This window comes from Terrabacter sp. GCM10028922, from assembly GCF_042666095.1.
Classification (GTDB): domain Bacteria; phylum Actinomycetota; class Actinomycetes; order Actinomycetales; family Dermatophilaceae; genus Terrabacter.
On the sequence record NZ_JBHTFG010000010.1, the window covers coordinates 1 to 16,638 of the forward strand.

The 16,638-nt window shown below is 72.2% G+C and carries 21 protein-coding genes; 8 read left to right on the plus strand and 13 right to left on the minus strand.

Features of this window, described 5'->3' with window-relative positions; genetic code table 11:
* The 3 genes from ACFQU3_RS10710 to ACFQU3_RS10720 form a co-directional block, all read left to right on the plus strand.
* On the plus strand, positions 1 to 313 hold a 313-nt coding region (locus ACFQU3_RS10710), incomplete at its 5' end, for a hypothetical protein (protein ID WP_385909531.1).
* A 128-nt stretch (positions 314 to 441) separates the two neighbouring features.
* Positions 442 to 873, plus strand: coding sequence for a YciI family protein (locus ACFQU3_RS10715; RefSeq protein WP_385909533.1), 432 nt, complete (start codon positions 442 to 444; stop codon positions 871 to 873).
* A complete protein-coding gene (locus tag ACFQU3_RS10720) occupies positions 874 to 2,157 on the plus strand; it encodes a DUF6596 domain-containing protein (protein ID WP_385909535.1) in 1,284 nt (427 codons plus the stop codon). It begins immediately after the preceding gene.
* Here ACFQU3_RS10720 and ACFQU3_RS10725 read toward each other — a convergent pair.
* Positions 2,144 to 2,674: a DinB family protein gene (locus ACFQU3_RS10725; RefSeq protein WP_385909537.1), complete on the minus strand. Its 531-nt coding sequence runs from the start codon at positions 2,672 to 2,674 to the stop codon at positions 2,144 to 2,146. The genes ACFQU3_RS10720 and ACFQU3_RS10725 overlap by 14 nt on opposite strands.
* Positions 2,675 to 2,746: 72 nt before the next feature.
* On the opposite strand from ACFQU3_RS10725, the gene ACFQU3_RS10730 reads away from it, so the two are divergent.
* The 3 genes from ACFQU3_RS10730 to ACFQU3_RS10740 are packed head-to-tail and all read left to right on the plus strand — an operon-like array spanning position 2,747 to position 6,160.
* A complete protein-coding gene (locus ACFQU3_RS10730; protein WP_385909539.1) occupies positions 2,747 to 3,373 on the plus strand; it encodes a LysE family translocator in 627 nt (208 codons plus the stop codon).
* A 37-nt stretch (positions 3,374 to 3,410) separates the two neighbouring features.
* The gene (locus ACFQU3_RS10735) at positions 3,411 to 4,883 is read left to right on the plus strand and encodes an FAD-binding oxidoreductase (RefSeq protein WP_385909541.1); all 1,473 of its coding nucleotides are present in this window, start codon (positions 3,411 to 3,413) and stop codon (positions 4,881 to 4,883) included.
* Positions 4,880 to 6,160, plus strand: a complete 1,281-nt coding sequence (locus ACFQU3_RS10740) for a class I SAM-dependent methyltransferase (protein ID WP_385909543.1) — start codon at positions 4,880 to 4,882, stop codon at positions 6,158 to 6,160. The genes ACFQU3_RS10735 and ACFQU3_RS10740 overlap by 4 nt, the downstream gene beginning before the upstream one ends.
* A gap of 47 nt (positions 6,161 to 6,207) precedes the next feature.
* Here the strand turns inward: ACFQU3_RS10740 and ACFQU3_RS10745 are convergent, their stop codons facing one another.
* The 3 genes from ACFQU3_RS10745 to ACFQU3_RS10755 are packed head-to-tail and all read right to left on the minus strand — an operon-like array spanning position 6,208 to position 7,571.
* Positions 6,208 to 6,744, minus strand: coding sequence for a hemerythrin domain-containing protein (locus ACFQU3_RS10745; protein WP_385909545.1), 537 nt, complete (start codon positions 6,742 to 6,744; stop codon positions 6,208 to 6,210).
* 59 nt (positions 6,745 to 6,803) lie between these two features.
* Positions 6,804 to 7,139, minus strand: a complete 336-nt coding sequence (locus tag ACFQU3_RS10750; RefSeq protein WP_385909547.1) for a YnfA family protein — start codon at positions 7,137 to 7,139, stop codon at positions 6,804 to 6,806.
* A gap of 33 nt (positions 7,140 to 7,172) precedes the next feature.
* On the minus strand, positions 7,173 to 7,571 hold the full coding sequence (locus ACFQU3_RS10755) for a VOC family protein (RefSeq protein ID WP_385909549.1): 399 nt from the start codon (positions 7,569 to 7,571) through the stop codon (positions 7,173 to 7,175).
* A gap of 169 nt (positions 7,572 to 7,740) precedes the next feature.
* Between ACFQU3_RS10755 and ACFQU3_RS10760 the strand changes: the two genes are divergently transcribed.
* On the plus strand, positions 7,741 to 7,941 hold the full coding sequence (locus ACFQU3_RS10760) for a hypothetical protein (protein WP_385910488.1): 201 nt from the start codon (positions 7,741 to 7,743) through the stop codon (positions 7,939 to 7,941).
* 11 nt (positions 7,942 to 7,952) lie between these two features.
* Here ACFQU3_RS10760 and ACFQU3_RS10765 read toward each other — a convergent pair whose 3' ends face one another.
* Positions 7,953 to 8,573, minus strand: a complete 621-nt coding sequence (locus ACFQU3_RS10765; protein ID WP_385909551.1) for a class I SAM-dependent methyltransferase — start codon at positions 8,571 to 8,573, stop codon at positions 7,953 to 7,955.
* A gap of 66 nt (positions 8,574 to 8,639) precedes the next feature.
* On the opposite strand from ACFQU3_RS10765, the gene ACFQU3_RS10770 reads away from it, so the two are divergent.
* Positions 8,640 to 8,909: a hypothetical protein gene (locus ACFQU3_RS10770; RefSeq protein ID WP_385909553.1), complete on the plus strand. Its 270-nt coding sequence runs from the start codon at positions 8,640 to 8,642 to the stop codon at positions 8,907 to 8,909.
* Between the two features lie 9 nt (positions 8,910 to 8,918).
* Here the strand turns inward: ACFQU3_RS10770 and ACFQU3_RS10775 are convergent, their stop codons facing one another.
* The 8 genes from ACFQU3_RS10775 to ACFQU3_RS10810 all read right to left on the minus strand — a co-directional run bounded on the left by ACFQU3_RS10775 (position 8,919) and on the right by ACFQU3_RS10810 (position 16,637).
* A complete protein-coding gene (locus ACFQU3_RS10775) occupies positions 8,919 to 9,860 on the minus strand; it encodes an alpha/beta fold hydrolase (RefSeq protein WP_385909555.1) in 942 nt (313 codons plus the stop codon).
* Between the two features lie 35 nt (positions 9,861 to 9,895).
* Positions 9,896 to 11,134, minus strand: coding sequence for an RNA polymerase sigma factor (locus ACFQU3_RS10780; RefSeq protein ID WP_385909557.1), 1,239 nt, complete (start codon positions 11,132 to 11,134; stop codon positions 9,896 to 9,898).
* 17 nt (positions 11,135 to 11,151) lie between these two features.
* Positions 11,152 to 11,544 (minus strand): YciI family protein, encoded by a 393-nt coding sequence (locus tag ACFQU3_RS10785; RefSeq protein WP_385909559.1) that lies wholly within the window; start codon positions 11,542 to 11,544, stop codon positions 11,152 to 11,154.
* Between the two features lie 109 nt (positions 11,545 to 11,653).
* A complete protein-coding gene (locus ACFQU3_RS10790; protein ID WP_385909561.1) occupies positions 11,654 to 12,025 on the minus strand; it encodes a VOC family protein in 372 nt (123 codons plus the stop codon).
* 82 nt (positions 12,026 to 12,107) lie between these two features.
* A complete protein-coding gene (locus ACFQU3_RS10795) occupies positions 12,108 to 13,118 on the minus strand; it encodes a sugar phosphate isomerase/epimerase family protein (RefSeq protein ID WP_385909563.1) in 1,011 nt (336 codons plus the stop codon).
* Positions 13,119 to 13,179: 61 nt separating this feature from the next.
* Positions 13,180 to 14,562 (minus strand): alkaline phosphatase family protein, encoded by a 1,383-nt coding sequence (locus ACFQU3_RS10800; protein WP_385909565.1) that lies wholly within the window; start codon positions 14,560 to 14,562, stop codon positions 13,180 to 13,182.
* Positions 14,559 to 15,749, minus strand: a complete 1,191-nt coding sequence (gene eboE / locus ACFQU3_RS10805) for a metabolite traffic protein EboE (protein ID WP_385909567.1) — start codon at positions 15,747 to 15,749, stop codon at positions 14,559 to 14,561. The genes ACFQU3_RS10800 and eboE overlap by 4 nt, the downstream gene beginning before the upstream one ends.
* Positions 15,750 to 15,752: 3 nt before the next feature.
* Positions 15,753 to 16,637 (minus strand): TatD family hydrolase, encoded by an 885-nt coding sequence (locus ACFQU3_RS10810; protein WP_385909569.1) that lies wholly within the window; start codon positions 16,635 to 16,637, stop codon positions 15,753 to 15,755.
* Position 16,638: the final 1 nt, after the last annotated feature.

A 16,638-nucleotide genomic window follows, 5' to 3' on the forward strand; every position in this document is an offset into this window, starting at 1 on the left:
CAACGGCTCGCTCTGGGCCGCCTACGGACCTGCCCTGGTCGAGCTGGACCCGCGCTCCGGCGCGACGATCAGGCACATCGTGCTCTACCCCCCGCCCGACGCCAACAAGCCCGTGCTGCGCAACGCTGACCTCGTGTGGGCCGATGGTGTCTTCTACGTTGCGGCGATGAGCCGCGTCTACACCTTCGACCCGGCCACCCTGCGCGTCAGCAACCCCGTCACGTCCGGGGTCAGCACGCCGCAGATCGCCGTCCTCCCGGGCAAGCTCCTGGTGCCCATGGACACCGTCCTCAAGTCGTACACGCCCCAGTGACAGGTCGGCTGAGAGCCTGAGGCAGAAATCTCGTCGGCGGTGTCGATTCCGTCGGCACGAGTTCGTCAGGATGATGTGGCGAGGGTCGCCACGCGCGCACCGCGCACCTGAACGATAAGGAGCCGGCCATGGCCGACACGTACGTCTACCTGATCCACGAGGGCGACTGGGACTCCGACGCCTACCTGAACGGACAGCCGCCCGCCGACGGCGGGCCCGCGGGCAAGGACCCGGGTGAGCCGTCGATGTCGAGCGACCTCGACACCTCCTTCCCCGCGCACAAGGCGTTCCAGCAGGCCGTCGCCGACCTCGGCGCCCGGGTCGTCGGCGGCAACGCCCTGCAGAACTCTCGCCACGGCGGCACCGTGAACCCCGGCGCCGGCGACCGCAAGGTCGAGGACGCCGTCTACACCGACGGCCCCTTCACCGACACGTCCGAGGTCATCACCGGCTTCTACCTCGTGGAGACCGACGACGAGGACACTGCGCGTCGTGTCGCCGCGCTCGTGCCCACGGGTGGCCACATCGAGTGGCGCAAGGTCTTCCCGACGGGCGCGTGAGTGATCCCGGGGACGGGTGAGTTCGAGGAGGCGTGGCCGCGCATCGTGCGCGCCCTCGCCTCCTTCACCGGGAGCCTCGACGACGCCGAGGAGTACGCCGCCGAGGCCGTCGCGAGAGCGGCCGCGCACGAGCGCGACGGCGGGCGGGCCATCGAGTCGTATGCCGCGTGGTGCACGTCCGTGGCCAAGCGCGCCTGGCTCGACGACGCCCGGCGCCGGACGGTCGAGCGTCGGCTCGCCCCCGAGCTCGCCCGCCCCGACACGGACCACTCGTCCCTCCCCGTCACCGATCGCACCGCCATGGATGCCGACGACCTGTCCCGCGAGGGGCTCGATGACCGCCTCGCCCTGCTCTTCGTCGCCTGCGACGAGGCCATCTCCCCCGCCTCGCGCATGGTGCTGGCGCTGCGCGTCGTCTGCGGCCTGACCGTCCCGGAGATCGCGGGTCATCTCGGGGTGCAGGACGGGGCAGCGGCGGCCCGCCTGACACGCGCCAAGCGGGCCCTCTCGGAGGCACGCGGAGCCTTCCACGTGCCTGACGCCACCGAGCGGGCGCGCCGTCTCCCTGTCGTGATTGCTTGCGTGTCAGGCATGTTCACGGTCGCGCACCGCACCGTCCTCGATCCCGGTGATGCCCTCGCCGACACCGGGCGCCAAGCGCTCTCGATCGCCGACGCCCTCGTCGCGGCCTACCCCGACGACACCGAGGTCCGCGGTCTCCGAGCCGTCATCCGCCTCGGGCTCGCTCGCCGGCCCGGCCGAGTCGACACCGACGGCACGGGTCTCGCTCTCGACGAGGTCGACCGGAGCCGTTGGGACACAGGGCTGCTCACCGCTGGACTCGACGACGCGACCGCGGCGGCCTCCGGCGACGGCCGGTTCGCCATCGAGGCCGCGATCGCCGGGCTGCATTCCAGCGCCCCGTCGTTCGAGCGCACCGAGTGGCCCCGCATCGTCCAGCTCTACGGTGCACTCGAGGACCGCTGGCCCTCCCCCTCCGTCCGCGTCGCCCGCCTCGTCGCCACCGCTCACGCCCGGCTCGCCGACGAGCCCGACCCGACGACGCCGGGCGCACTGGACGACATCGAGCGGGAGCTCGCGTCGATCGAGACGCACGGGCCGGCATACGCGAGCCGTGACGCCGGCCTCGCCCTCGCCGACCTCGAGTGGCGCACCGGTCGGCGGGAGCACGCTGCCGGGCGCTACCGAGACCTCGCGGAGGTGGTGGCGGTGGAGCCGCTGCGTCGTTTCTGCCTCAGACGGGCGGGGCTCACTCCCCGGTGACGCCGTCGATCGCCTCGCGGAGGAAGTCGGCGTGCCCGTTGTGCCGGGCGTACTCCTCGATCATGTGCAGCAGGATCCAGCGCAGCGTGAACGGGGTCCCCTCCCTGCGGCTCGGGGTCACCGAGAGCCGGTCGAGGCCGCCCGCGTCGAGCGCCTCGTCGATGTTGCGGCGGGCCTGCTCGACGGCCTCGTCCATGAGGCGACGCAGCTCCTCGGGACTGTCGTCCTTGGCGCTCGTCATCTCCCAGTCCGCGTCGGCGTCCCAGTCTGCCGAGTCCCACGGCTCCCCCATCGGCCGCCCGTGCAGCACGCGCCCGAACCAGCTCGCCTCGTTGAGCGCGACGTGCTTGAGCAGTGCGCCGAGCGTCAGGCTCGACGGCGGGAGAGGCTGCGCGAGCTGCTCGGCCGTCAGTCCCTCGGCCTTCAGTCGGAGGGTGTCGCGGTGGTAGTCGAGGAAGGCCACGAGGGTCGTGGCCTCGTCGGCGGCGAGGGGCGGGTCGGTGCGCTGGGTCGTCATGCACCCAGACCGTAGTGTCCGGCCAGCGAAAACCGCCTGCCCATTACGGGTGCCCGGGAGCACACTGGTCGGGTGCCGTCGTCAAGCCAATGGGTCGCGTTCCTCGTCGCGTCGATCCTCTTCATCCAGGTCCCGGGCCCCAGCCTGCTCTTCACCATCGGCCGTGCGCTGACGGTCGGCCGCCGCGACGCGCTGCTCTCGGTCGTCGGCAACGGCATCGGCGTCACCGTGCAGGTGCTCCTCGTCGCGGTCGGACTCGGCGCGGTCGTCGCTGCGAGCGCCACGGCGTACACCGTCATCAAGGTGGCGGGCGCGGCCTACGTCATCTGGCTGGGCATCCAGGCGATCCGGCACCGCCGGGAGGCGCGCGAGGCACTCGAGAAGCAGGTGTCCGCCGCCCGCGGCCACGCCCTGCGCATCGGACTCGTCGTCGGCCTGACGAACCCCAAGACGATCCTCTTCTTCGTCGCCTTCCTCCCGCAGTTCGTCGACGCGCGCGCCGGGCACGTGGGCGTGCAGATGGCGCTCCTCGGCCTCGTCTTCGGTGTCATGGCGATCTGCAGCGACAGCGTGTGGGCACTGCTGGCCGCTCGGGCCCGGGAGTGGTTCGCGCGCAAGCCCGCCCGGCTCGACACCCTCGGCGCCTCGGGGGGCGCGATGATGGTCGGCCTCGGCGCGACGATGCTTGCTCGCGAGTAGTCAGCACACTGTCACCTTGATCTGTTTGACTTGGAGCGTGACAACGTCTCAGGTCACCTCGCCCATGGACCGGCTCGGCTCGCCTCTCCGGGTCCGTCAGCACGAGCGTGCTGTCGAGGAGGCCCGGAGGGCGTATGCCGCCCTGCCGCAGGACCGCCCGGTGCGACTGGCCAAGCGCACCTCGAACCTCTTTCGCGTCCGGAGCGCCGCCGACTCGGCCGGCCTCGACCTGTCGGCACTTCGCGGGGTCGTCGAGGTGTATCCCGCTCGCGACGGCGGTCCGGCGACGGCGCGCGTCGGCGGGCTGACGACCTACGAGCAGCTCGTCCACGAGCTGCTGCCCCTCGGGTTCGTGCCGCTCGTCGTACCGCAGCTGCGGACCATCACCATCGGCGGTGCGGTGACGGGGCTCGGCATCGAGGCGTCCTCGTTCCGCAACGGGCTGCCGCACGAGTCGGTGGTCGAGCTGCGAGTGCTCACGGGGGACGGGCGCGTCGTCACGGCCACTCCGCACGGCGAGCACGCCGAGCTGTTCCGCACCTTCCCCAACTCGTACGGCTCGCTCGGCTACGTCCTCGACCTCGTCATCGAGCTCGAGCCCGCGCGGCCCTACGTCGCACTGCGGCACGAACGGTTCGACTCGGTGGCGGCCGTGACCGACGCGATCGGCGAGGTCATGAGGTCGCACGTGTGGGACGGTGACCGGGTCGACTTCGTCGACGGCGTCGTCTTCGGGCCGACCGAGTGCTACCTCTCGCTCGGGCGGTGGACCGACCGTCTGGAGGGCCAGGCCCGGCCCAGCGACTACACCGGGCAGCAGGTCTTCTACCGCTCGATCCAGCAGCGCCGCACCGACGTGCTCACCGCGCACGACTATCTGTGGCGATGGGACACCGACTGGTTCTGGTGCAGCCGGGCCTTCGGCGCGCAGAACCCGCTCGTCCGCCGGCTGTGGCCCCGCCACCTGCTGCGCAGCGACGTGTACTGGAAGATCGTGGCCCTCGAGAACCGCTACCGGCTCATGGCGCGCCTCGACCGGCTGCGTGGTCTGGCCGACCACGAGCGGGTGGTGCAGGACGTCGAGATCCCCTTGGGCCGCACGGCCGAGTTCCTCGACTGGTTCCTGCGCGAGGTGCCGATCGAACCGGTGTGGCTGTGCCCCATCCAGCTGCGGCCCGACGGACCCCGCGCACCGACCGAGGCGACCGAGGCGACCGACGAGCCGCCGTGGCCGCTCTACCCGATGCGGCGCGACGAGCGTTACGTCAACGTCGGCTTCTGGTCGACGGTTCCGGTCGAGCCCGGCGCGCGCGACGGCGACGTCAACCGGCGCATCGAGGCCGAGGTGACCCGGCTCGGCGGCCACAAGTCGCTCTACTCCGACGCCTACTACGACGAGGCGACCTTCGCCGCCCTCTACGGCGGCGCGACCTATGACCCGGTCAAGCGGCGGTACGACCCGGACCGCCGATTCCCCAGCCTCTACGAGAAGGCGGTGCAGGCACGATGACGCTCACGGTGGGACAGGCCTTCGACCTCGTCTACGGCGAAGATGCGCCGATCCACGTGGTCGCGTGGGACGGCTCGACGGGCGGGAGCCCGGACGGGCTCGTCTTCCGTCTGACGAACCCCGACGCGCTCAACCATCTGCTCGCCGCCGGCGGCGAGCTCGGCCTGGCGCGCGCGTACCTGCTCGGTGACGTCGTCATCGAGGGGATCGACGAGGCCGACCCGTACGACGTGCTCCGCCTCGTCGGCGACGGCCTCACGGCGCGGCGCACGAAGGGCCGCGACGCGATCGAGCTCGCGCGGTTCCTCGCGAAGCACCGGCCCCATGCGCCGAGGCTGCCCGAGGAGGAGACCCCGGGACAGCTGCGTCGGCTGGCCTACGGCGTCCGGCACGGCCGGGCCCGTGACGCCGCCGCGATCAGCCACCACTACGACGTGTCCAACGCCTTCTACGAGAAGGTGCTCGGGCCGTCGATGACCTACACCTGCGCCTGCTTCCCGACCGACGAGGCGTCGCTCGAGGAGGCGCAGGCGTACAAGTACGACCTCGTCGCCCGCAAGCTCGGGCTGCAGCCCGGCATGCGGCTGCTCGACGTCGGCTGCGGCTGGGGCGGCATGGTGCGGCACGCCGTGAAGCACTACGGCGTCAGCGCGCTCGGAGTCACCCTCTCGCGCGAGCAGGCGGCGTGGGCACAGGCGGCGATCGAGGCCGACGGCATCGCCGACCGCGCGGAGGTGCGGCACGGTGACTACCGCGACGTCACCGAACGCGGCTTCGACGCGATCAGCTCGATCGGCCTCACCGAGCACATCGGCGTCGCGAACTACCCGGCATACTTCCGCTTCCTGCACGAGCGGCTGCGCGACGAGGGCCGCCTGCTCAACCACTGCATCACGCGTCCCGACAACAAGCACCCGGGGCTGCCGCCGCGCGGTTTCATCAACCGCTACGTCTTCCCCGACGGCGAGCTGACGGGCAGCGGCGACATCGTGCGTGTCATGGAGGACGAGGGTTTCGAGGTGCGCCACCACGAGAACCTTCGCGAGCACTACGCCCGCACGTGCGCCGCGTGGAACGCCAACCTCGCCAAGCACTGGGACGACTGCGTCGAGCTCGCCGGGCTCGGCAGGGCCCGGGTGTGGGGTCTCTACCTCGCCGGTTCCCGACTCGCGTTCGAGCGCAACGAGATCCAGCTGCACCAGGTGCTGGCGTCGCGCACGAGTGGTGCGGGGATGTCAGGCTTCACGCTGCGCCCTCGCTTCGAGCCCGCCGGCTGACGCGCACCCGCCGGCTGACGCGAGGTGCTCCTTCGCCGACAGACGCGTCAGCCGGAGCCGCCGAGGTCGACGTCGTACGCCTCGTAGACGAGGTCGCCACCCTTCTGTCGGTGCCGCACGAGCCGGCCCATGAGTACCGTCAGCTCCTCGCGGAAGACGGGAAGGTCGGCCATCGTGCCACCGTGCTCGAGGACGGCGAGATAGCCGTGGATCGCCTCACGCAGCTCGCGGTGCTCGCGCAGGAGGCGGTCGACCCGCCCCGACAGCCGGGGCGCACTTCGCCGGGCCCGGTCGTAGATGCCACCAGGGCACTCGGTCAGCGCGACGTGGTCGTCGAAGTCGTGGGCGAGCTCGGCGAGGGCGGCGCGCACGCGTTCGCGCCACATGCCGCCACGCGCGATCGGCGACTCGAGTGCGAGGTCGACGGCGGCCACCGACTCCCGCAGCTCGGACCGATGCCGGCGCACGCGGTCGAGGTGGGCGGCCAGCTGGGCGGCCCCCTGCTCGCGGCCGTGATCGGCCCGCTCGTCGACCTGACCCACCGGGTCGAGGGGCTGGATGGCGGCATTCGGCTGAACAGTCATGGGCGCGACCTCCGTGTCCCCATGGTCGCGCCGAGGTGCCCCTTTCGTCCAGACCGAGCTCAGCCCTGCCTCGGTGCGTACATGATGACCGCCACCCCGACGAGGCACACGAGCGCGCCGACGACGTCCCACCGGTCCGGGCGGAAGCCGTCCGCCAGCACGCCCCACAGGAGTGACCCGGCGACGAAGACGCCACCGTATGCGGCGAGGATGCGCCCGAAGTGCGCGTCGGGCTGGAGCGTGGCGACGAAGCCGTAGAGCCCGAGCGCGACGACGCCGGCGCCCGCCCAGAGCCAGCCGCGGTGCTCGCGCACCCCCTGCCAGATGAGCCAGGCCCCGCCGATCTCGGCGAGCGCAGCGAGCACGAACAGCAGGATCGAGCGGGTGACGGTCACGCCGTCATCGTCGCACCAGGGGCCGTCCCGGCCTCAGAGGTCGCCGGCCGCCCGGCGCTCGTCGTCGCTGCGCAGGATGCAGAACTCGTTGCCCTCGGGGTCGGCCATGACGACCCAGCCGCGCCCGTCCTCGGTGCGGCAGTCCTGCACGACGCTCGCGCCGAGACCGGTGACGCGGTCGACCTCCTCGTCGCGTGGGCGGTCGGTGGGCCGGAGATCGAGGTGGACCCGGTTGCGCACCTGCTTCGCGTCCTCCACCTCGATGAACAGCAGCCGGTGCGACTCGTCGGGCGAGAAGATCATGCACTCCTCGTGGCCGGGCTCGTTGGGGTCGGCGGGGTCCTCGTGGTAGCCGAGCAGGCCGGCCCACCAGACGGACTGCTCATAGGCGTTGAGGGCGTTGACGGTCGTGTGCGAGAGCTCGAGTGCCATGGCGTCATCCTGCTGCGGTCGGTGGTCACCCGGCCACCGCATTGCCGGCGATCACCCCTGCCGAGGCACCCTGTCAACCGCAGTTGACGAGTCCGGCCCATCCGGCCTACTGTGTCAACACAGGTTGACAGAGACCGAGGTGGCCGAGGTGACGAGGGAGGTCGACGACATGCTGAAGCTGGCCCGCGCGACAGGTGACGACGACCCGCGGGCGGCCCTGGCCGCCGCGCGCGAGCTGCGCCGGGCGGCCGACCGCACCGAGGCAGCGGTGGTCCGGCGCGCGCGGGTGCAGGGACTCGCGTGGGCCGAGATCGCCGAGCAGCTCGGCGTCACCCGCCAGGCCGTGCACAAGAAGTACGGGCGGCGGTAGCCGGCTCGGCGTCAGCCGTCGCGGCGCAGCACGACGACCGTGTCGAGCGCGACCCGCTCGCCCTCGTCGGTGGGCACCGGTCGCTCCCGGATCCCCGACTGCTCCACCGACACCGGGAGACCCTCGACGGCGTCGAGCACCTCGTCAGGGTCGTAGAGCACGCTGCGGTCGCTCGGCCCACCCCAGCCCTCGGCGAGGTTGCGACCAGCATGGCCCACGACGACGACCCGGCCCCCGGGGCGTACCGCCTCGACCGCCGCACGCAGGGCCTGACGCCACTCGTCGGGCGGCAGCTGGAGATAGCTGAGCAGGGCGAGGTCGTACGCGGCCGGGCCGCCGGCGGCATGCTGCGTGGCGTCCGCGACGAGCGGAGTGAGCCGCTCGACGGCATCACCGAGCCGCTCGGCCGCGAGCGAGCGCATGCGGTCGACCGCCACGGCCGAGTAGTCGGTCGCGACGACCGTCCAGCCCCGCTCGGCCATCCAGATCGCGTTGCGTCCCTCGCCGGCCGCCAGGTCGACGGCGTGGCCCGGCGTCAGTGGCCCGATGATCTCCGCGACGAAACGGTTGGGCTCGACCGACCACACGAGGTCGTGGGCTGCATACCTCTCGTCCCAGGCCTTCGCGTCCACGGCGCCTCCTGCTCATTGTCGTGTTGCTGGTCGTCGAACCTCGACGGCCGCGAATCCCATTGTGGCTTGAGACGTCTGATACGTCGCGATTCAGCGCCGGCCGCGCCCGGCCTGCCGGTCGTCACCTTCGACACCCGCGTGCACGTCAGGTTGCTGCCCGGCTCTGCGGCGAGCGCCGCGGCCAAGGCGCTGCGGCACCGCGGCTTCGACCGCGCCGAGCGCGGCGAGACCTTCTGGGTCGAGGACGTGTCCGGACCGCTGCAACACGGCGAGCTCGAGCGGGCCTGGTCCTGGGGCGCGGAGCTCGCAGCCCGCCTGCGGACCGCCGTCGGCTGAGGCGCCGGCTCAGGGCAGCGACGCCAGCCACGGCTCGACATGCGCGAGCACCTCGTCGGGCGCCTCGAGCTGGGGCGTGTGCCCGCGCCCCTCGAGGTATGCCGCGCGCCATGTTGGGTTGAGCGCCGCGGTCCGGCGGGCGGCGCCGACCGGCACGAACCGGTCGCGGGTGCCGTGCACGAGCAGCACCGGGCGGTCGATCGCGGCGATGAGCGCGTCGTACCGGCGCGGACGGCGCAGCATGGCGAGGATCGAGCGGGCGGCGCCGAGGAACTCCGTCTCCTGGCCGTCCTGCTGCCGCCGCCATGCCGCGAGCTCGACGCCGGCGTCGATGACGGCGGGATCGGCCCTCGACGGGTCGGCAAAGCACAGCGCGACGGTGCCGAGCACGCGCTGGCGGTCGGTGTAGCGGGTGTTGAGCCGGCGGAGGAACCGCTCGCCGACGCGTGGCACGGCATACAGCCCGAAGGTGACCGCGACCTGCGGGTCGGGGCGCTGGCCCGGGGTCGGCAGAGACGGGTCGACGAGCACGAGGCCGACCACCTGCTCGGGGCGGCGGCTCGCGAGGATCATCGAGACCATGCCGCCCATCGAGTTGCCGACGAGCACGACGGGCCGCCCGAGGACCTCGTGGACGAAGCGGCTCAGCACGGCCGCGTTGTGCTGCACCGTCGTCGCGCGTCCGTGGGCGGGGCTCAGGCCGAAGCCGGGCAGGTCCAGGGCGACCACCCGGCGGTGCTGCGCAAGAGCCGGGGCCACGCCGACCCAGTTGAGGTGGGAGCCGCCGAGTCCGTGGACGAGCACGACGGGTGCCGGCCCCGACTCGTCGTCGCGTCCGTCAGGGCCCCCGAAGTCGACCCAGTGGACCGGCCCGTCGAGATCGACGGTCTGGCTGCGCCCGCCCCACGCGGCGGCGAGGTCGAGGGGTGCCGTGGACGGCAGCGTCGTCATGACCGCACGGTACCGCCGGCCGACGACGGCCGGGCTCAATCCGCTCCAGGCGCAACGTCCTTGGCACGTGACCGGAGGTGCCGGGACTCGATGGCGTTGGCACTGAGGTCCGCGGCACACAGCCACTGCGCCGCGGACTCCTCGCGGCGGCCGACGCGTCCGAGCAGCTCCGCGCGCACGACGTGGAAGGGGACGTAGCCCTCGAGGTGCAACCCGTCGAGCAGCGCCAGTCCCGCATCCGGCCCGTCGAGCTCGGCGACGGCCACGGCACGGTTGAGGCGGACGACGTCGGTCGGTGCGATCCTCACGAGCTGGTCGTAGAGCGCGACGACCTGGCGCCAGTCGGTCTCGTCGGCGGTGGCGGCATCCGTGTGCACGGCGTTGATCGCGGCCTGGAGCTGATAGGGGCCAGGAGCGTTGCGGCGCAGGCACGCCCGGACGAGGGCATGACCCTCGGCAAGGAGGTCGCGGTCCCAGAGGGAGCGGTCCTGGTCCGCGAGGACGACGAGCTCGCCGGCGGCGTCGGTGCGCGCCGGACGACGCGCCTCCGCGAGCAGCATGAGGGCGAGCAGGCCGACCGCCTCCGGCTCGTCGGGCATCAGCTCGACGAGCACCCGGCCGAGCCGGACTGCCTCCGCGGCGAGGTCGGGCCTGCCGAGCTCCACGCCCGAGGTCGCCGTGTGCCCCTCGGTGAAGATGAGGTAGATGACGGCGAGCACCGACGCCAGGCGGTCAGGCAGGTCGGCGTCGCGCGGCACCCGATAGGGGATGCCGGTGTCGCGGATCTTCTTCTTGGCCCGCACGATCCGCTGCGCCATCGTTGCCTCGGGCACGAGGAACGCATGCGCGATCTCCGGGGTCGTGAGCCCACCGAGAAGTCGCAGGGTCAGGGCGACGCGGGCCTCCGGCGCGAGGGCCGGGTGGCAGCAGGTGAAGACGAGGCGTAGCCGGTCGTCGCGCACGGGTCCCTCCTTCCAGTGGTCGTGCAGGGAGTCGTCATCAGCGTTGAGGAGCGCCGACTCGGCGTGCCTGCGGTCGCGGGTCGCCTCGCGACGCAGACGGTCGACGGCGCGGTTGCGCGCGGTCGTGATGATCCAACCGGCGGGACTCGGCGGCATACCCTCGCGGGGCCAGCGCTCGACGGCCACGGTGAAGGCGTCCTGCACCGCGTCCTCGGCGAGATCGATGTCGCCGAGGACGCGGATGAGCACCGAGACGGCTCGCCCGTGCTCCTCACGGAAGACGCGGGCGATGTCGGCGGGCCCGGCGCCCATGGGTCGCTCGGCCCCGGTCACTCGGTCTCGGGACGCTGGCCGGGGTCCTGCTCGTCGACGAACGGCCGGATCTCGACGGGCAGACCCGTCGCCTTCGCCGTGCGCTTCGCCCAGCCGAGGGCGACGTCGTAGTCGGGTGCCCGCACGATGGACAGGCCGCCGAGGTGCTCCTTGGCCTCGAGGAACGGACCGTCGGTGAGCAGCGGCTCGCCGGAGCCGGACGTGCGGATCGTCGTGGCCGCGTCGAGGTCGCCGAGGCCGCCGGCGAACACCCAGCCGCCGGCCGCGCGGATGTCGGCGTTGATGGTCTCGATCTCGGCCATGATCGCGGCGAGGTCGACCTCGGGCGGCGGGGGGTCGTCGGGCGAGTAGAGGGTGATGAGGTACGTCTTCATCGGGGTGGTGGTCATCGTCGTGCCTGCCTCTCGGTGAGGTGTGGAGCCGGACGGTTCGCCTGCTCTCACCCTCTACACGAACGCGCCGGACCGCAATCGACGGTGCAGCGCAGCGGAGTCCGGGTCAGGTGCGGGGCCGCTGCTCGACGAGGCCGACGACGTTGCCCTCGCTGTCCTTGACGAAGGCCATCCACTCGTCGGTGTCTGCCGGGCCGAGCGTGTCGTCCTCATGACTGAAGATGACGTGTGGCTCGGCCTCGACGGAGACGCCGGACGCGCGCAGGCGCTCGACGGTCGCGTCGATGTCGTCGACGCGGAGGTAGTGCAGGGCGCTGGGCGCACCGCGGTCGAGGAGCAGGCGCACGCCGTCCAGGTCGAAGAAGACCAGTCCGGGCGGGTCGTAGGTCGCGAGGGGCTGAGCGCCGAGGAGGTCGGCGTAGAAGGCCGACGCGCGGCCGAGGTCGTCGGCATGCTGTGCGATCTGGACGAGTCCCATGCGTCCGACCGTAGACCCGCCCCACACGTCGAGTGGGCACTTTGCACCCGGTGGAAAGTGCCCACTCGACGGGGTTGGTCGGTCAGTCCTTGGTGCTGCTGAACGCCGCGTCGAAGGAGGCCGTCGGGCGCTCGAAGTTGAGCGCGCGGACGTACTCGAGCGCGTTCGGGGCACCCACGAGGCGGTCCATCCCGGCGTCCTCCCACTCGATCGAGATGGGGCCGTCGTAGCCGATGGCGTTGAGGGTGCGGAAGCAGTCCTCCCACGGCACGTCGCCGTGGCCGGTCGACACGAAGTCCCAGCCGCGGCGCGGGTCGCCCCACGGCAGGTGCGAGCCCAGCCGACCGTTGCGCCCGTTGCCGATCCGCTTGCGGGTGTCCTTGCAGTCGACGTGGTAGATCCGGTCCTTGAAGTCCCAGATGAACGCCGCCGGGTCGAGGTCCTGCCACACCATGTGGCTGGGGTCCCAGTTGAGGCCGAACGCCTCCCGGTGGCCGATCGCCTCGAGCGTCGCGACGGTGCTCCAGTAGTCGTACGCGATCTCGCTGGGGTGCACCTCGTGCGCGAACTTCACGCCGACCTCGTCGAAGACGTCGAGGATCGGGTTCCAGCGGCGGGCGAAGTCGGCGTACCCCTCCTGGATGACGTCGTCGGACACGGGCGGGAACATCGCGACGTACTTCCAGATGGCCGAGCCGGTGAAGCCGATGACCGTGTCGACGCCGAGCTTCGCGGCGGCGCGGGCCGTGTCGGCCATCCGCTCGGCGGCCCGCCGGCGCACGCCCTCGGGGTCTCCGTCGCCCCACACGGCCGCCGGCAGGATGTCCTGGTGACGCTGGTCGATGGGGTCGTCGCACACGGCCTGGCCGACGAGGTGGTTGGAGATGGCCCACACCTCGAGGCCGTTCTTCTCGAGGATCTCTCGTCGTGACTCGACGTAGCCGTCCTCGGAGAGGGCACGGTCGACCTCGAAGTGGTCGCCCCAGCACGCGAGCTCGAGGCCGTCGTAGCCCCACTTGCCGGCGAGGCGGCACATCTCCTCGAAGGGCAGGTCGGCCCACTGTCCGGTGAAGAGGGTGATCGGTCGGGCCATCGTGGGTCTCCTTGCTGCGGTGGGCTGCTGCTGTGGGTGGTCGAGGGTCGGTGGGCGGGTTTCAGGGGGCGGGCTCGGCGACGGCGACGCCCGCCGCCTCGAGGACGAGGTCGTGGACATCCGCTGCCGTCACGCTCTCACGCCGGAGGGCCGCGTCGGAGCCGATGACGACGGGGCCGTCCATCGGGTCGTCGGGCAGGCGACCGTGGCTGCCGCGCACCCACCGCGGGTCGAGCGGGACGACGCGCATGGCATACCGCAGGCCGAGCTTCTTGCGGACGAGCCCGAGACCCGCACGCGCCTTGGCGGAGCGGTCGGCGGGGTCGAAGAACAGCTCGGCCGGGTCGTACCCGGGTTTGCGGTGGATCTCGACGCCGCGGGCGAAGTCGGGGGCCCTCGCGTCGTCGAGCCAGTAGTAGTACGTGAACCACGCGCGCGGCTCCGCGACGACGACGAGGTCCCCGCTGCGCTCGTGGTCGAGGCCGTGTGCCGCCTGGCCGGCCCGGTCGAGCACCTGCTCGACGCCCGGGGTGGCGGCCAGCAGGGTGCGCACCTCGGCGACACGGCCGGGGTCCCTGACGTAGACGTGGGCGACCTGGTGGTCGGCGACGGCGAACGCCTCCGACGTCCACGGGTCGAGGTACTCCATCCCGGCCTGGGTGTGGACCTCGAGCAGGCCCGCCCGGCGCAGCACGCGGTTGACGTCGACGGGTCGGTCGACGGCCGTGATGCCGTACTCGCTGACGACGAGGACGCTGATGCCGAGACGCTCGGCGTCGTCGAGGAGCGGGGCGAGCACGGCGTCGAGCTCGCGCGCGGCGGCCCTGGCCTGGGGCGACTCCGGGCCGAACCGCTGCAGGTCGTAGTCGAGGTGCGGCACGTAGGCGAGTGTCAGGTCGTGCTCGGGCAGCAGCATCCGGGTGGCCTCGACGATCCAGCGTGACGACGCGATCGACGCGGTCGGGCCCCAGTAGTGGAAGAGCGGGAACGGGCCGAGCCGGTCGACGAGCCTGTCGTGCAGGGCCGGCGGGCGCGTGTAGCAGTCCGGCGACTTGCGTCCGTCGGCGTGGTAGATCGGGCGCGGTGTGACGACGCTGTCGGTGTCGGCGCCCATGGCGTACCACCAGCAGACGTTGGCCACGCGGGCGCCCGGGTGGGCGCGGCGCAGCGCATGCCACACCTTCTCCCCCTCGACGAGCGCGTTGTGCTGGCGCCACAGGAAGACCTCTCCGAGGTCGCGGAAGTACCACCCGTTGCCGACGGCGCCGTGCTCGGCGGGCGGGCGCCCGGTGAGCATGGTCGACTGCACCGAGCAGGTGACGGCGGGCAGGACCGTCTCGAGCGAGCTCTGCCAGCCGGACCTGGCGAGGCGGCGCAGGCGCGGCATGTCGGCGAGCGCCCGGGGGGTCAGCCCGACGACGTCGAGCAGAAGAACCTTCGTCATGCTGGCTCCTTGAGGCCGAGGTCGATGAGGGTGTCGCGAAGCCAGGCCAGCTCGCCGGCGATGCTCGCGGCGAGAGCAGCGTCGTCGGTGGGCCGGACGGCCTGGGGCAGGACCGACCACGTGTACGTCTCGACCTCGAGGTGGTCGGTCAGCGCGGTGTCGCCGCCGACGAGGACGCCGAGCGAGGAACGCAGCTCAGCCGTCGTCGCGGCCAGAGGCGGTTCAGGCGCGTGGTCCAGGGGGACGTGGAAGTGGACGCGCCACGGTTGCTCCGTCCCGCCGGGCGCCGGGTCGAGCGGCCGTCGACCGCCGAGCGCCTCGCCGAGGTCGTCGCGCGCGCGGAGCTGGCCGTGCTCGCCGCAGGCACGCACCTGGTGCAGGAACCGGTCCTCGTCGAAGGCGGCGAGGGCGTCGCGGGTCGCGTCGGCGGCGGGGTGCTCGACGTGGAGCGCCGCGGACACCTGCGCCTTGACGACGCGGCGGCCGGCCGCGGACAGTCGCGGCACCGCGACCGCGGCGTCCTCGAAGCCGACGGCGAGATGGCACAGGTCGAGGCACACGCCGAGCACCTCCTCGTCCCAGCCGGCCATCCGGTCGACGAGCTCGGTCGTCGTCTCGATGACGCAGCCGGGCTCCGGCTCGACGCCCACGCGGATCTCGCGCCCCGTGCGGTCTCGGAGGGCGTGGAGGTGGTCGGCGAGCCGGTCGAGCTGTTCCGCCGCGAGCACCTGCCGGTCACCGAACCAGGGGTGTCGCCAGCCGAGCGGAAGGGTCGAGATGCTGCCGCGGGCGGCGTCGTCGGGCAGCAGCCGTGCGAGCACCTCGGCGAGGTCCGTCGTGTACGTCAGTCGCGCCGGCTCGGTCCAGTCGGGGTGGTACACGCGGTGCTTGACGACCTCCTCCTGGAAGCCGCGGTACGGGAAGCCGTTGAGCGTGACGACCTCGAGGGCACGCGCGTCCAGCGCGGCCCGGAGCCGGTCCACCTGCCGCGGGTCACCCGCGAGCTCACGCGCGACCGGCGCACTGAGCCACAGGCCGAGGCCGAGCACGTCGGCTCCGAGGTGACGGCGTACGGGCACGGCGAAGCGGTCGAGCTGCTCGATGACCGTGTCGAGGTCCTCCCCCGGGTGGACGTTCGTGCAGTACGCGACGTGGACGGTCTGACCGTCGGCATGGACCAGGCGCACGGCTCAGTCCCTCGCGCCGCGGAGCACGGAGCTGCCCATGAACGTCTCGCCCGCACCGACCAGCTCGGCCTCCTCGCTGTCCCGCAGCCCGGTATCAGGAAGCTCGAGTCGGCCGCTCTGGCCGTAGAACTCGACCGGGTTGCGCCACAGCACGCGGTCGACGTCGTCGTCGGTGTAGCCCGCGGTGAGCATCGCCTCGGCCACGTGGACGGTCTTGAGCGGGTCGCTGTTGCCCCAGTCGGCGGCCGAGTTGACGATCATCCGGTCGAGCCCGAACCGGCGCAGGATCTCGACCATGCGGTGCTCGTCCATCTTCGTGTCGGGGTAGACCGAGAAGCCCATCCAGCAGCCCGACTCGGCGACGACCCCGACGGTCACCTCGTTGAGGTGGTCGACGAGGACGGCACCCGGCTCGAGGTCCGACTCTCGGACGACGTCGAGGGTGCGGCGCGTGCCGGCCAGCTTGTCGCGGTGCGGCGTGTGCACGAGGGCAGGCAGCTCGTGCTCGGCGGCGAGGGCCAGCTGGGCGGCGAAGACGTCGTCCTCCTCGGGCGTCATCGAGTCGTAGCCGAGCTCGCCGACCGCGACGACGCCGTCCTTGGCGAGGTAGCGCGGCAGCACGTCGAGCACCTCGCGGCAGCGGGCGTCGTTGGCCTCCTTGGGGTTGAGGCCGATCGTCGCGTGGTGCACGATGCCGTACTGCGATGCGCGGAACGGCTCCCAGCCGAGCAGCGAGTCGAAGTAGTCGCAGAACGAGCCGACGCTCGTGCGCGGCTGGCCGAGCCAGAACGACGGCTCCACGACGGCCCGGACACCGGCGGCGTACATCCGCACGTAGTCGTCGGTCGTACGGGAGGTCATGTGGATGTGGGGGTCGAAGATGCGCACG

Excerpts from the sequence above, each read along its gene's own strand:
- ACFQU3_RS10715 (WP_385909533.1), top strand. The coding sequence starts at position 442 with ATGGCCGACACGTACGTCTACCTGATCCACGAGGGCGACTGGGACTCC.
- ACFQU3_RS10800 (WP_385909565.1), bottom strand. The coding sequence starts at position 14,562 with ATGACGAAGGTTCTTCTGCTCGACGTCGTCGGGCTGACCCCCCGGGCG.
- ACFQU3_RS10775 (WP_385909555.1), bottom strand. The coding sequence starts at position 9,860 with ATGACGACGCTGCCGTCCACGGCACCCCTCGACCTCGCCGCCGCGTGG.
- ACFQU3_RS10740 (WP_385909543.1), top strand. The coding sequence starts at position 4,880 with ATGACGCTCACGGTGGGACAGGCCTTCGACCTCGTCTACGGCGAAGAT.
- ACFQU3_RS10725 (WP_385909537.1), bottom strand. The coding sequence starts at position 2,674 with ATGACGACCCAGCGCACCGACCCGCCCCTCGCCGCCGACGAGGCCACG.
- ACFQU3_RS10745 (WP_385909545.1), bottom strand. The coding sequence starts at position 6,744 with ATGACTGTTCAGCCGAATGCCGCCATCCAGCCCCTCGACCCGGTGGGT.
- ACFQU3_RS10795 (WP_385909563.1), bottom strand. The coding sequence starts at position 13,118 with ATGGCCCGACCGATCACCCTCTTCACCGGACAGTGGGCCGACCTGCCC.
- ACFQU3_RS10780 (WP_385909557.1), bottom strand. The coding sequence starts at position 11,134 with ATGGGCGCCGGGCCCGCCGACATCGCCCGCGTCTTCCGTGAGGAGCAC.
- ACFQU3_RS10785 (WP_385909559.1), bottom strand. The coding sequence starts at position 11,544 with ATGACCACCACCCCGATGAAGACGTACCTCATCACCCTCTACTCGCCC.
- ACFQU3_RS10760 (WP_385910488.1), top strand. The coding sequence starts at position 7,741 with ATGCTGAAGCTGGCCCGCGCGACAGGTGACGACGACCCGCGGGCGGCC.
- ACFQU3_RS10755 (WP_385909549.1), bottom strand. The coding sequence starts at position 7,571 with ATGGCACTCGAGCTCTCGCACACGACCGTCAACGCCCTCAACGCCTAT.
- ACFQU3_RS10790 (WP_385909561.1), bottom strand. The coding sequence starts at position 12,025 with ATGGGACTCGTCCAGATCGCACAGCATGCCGACGACCTCGGCCGCGCG.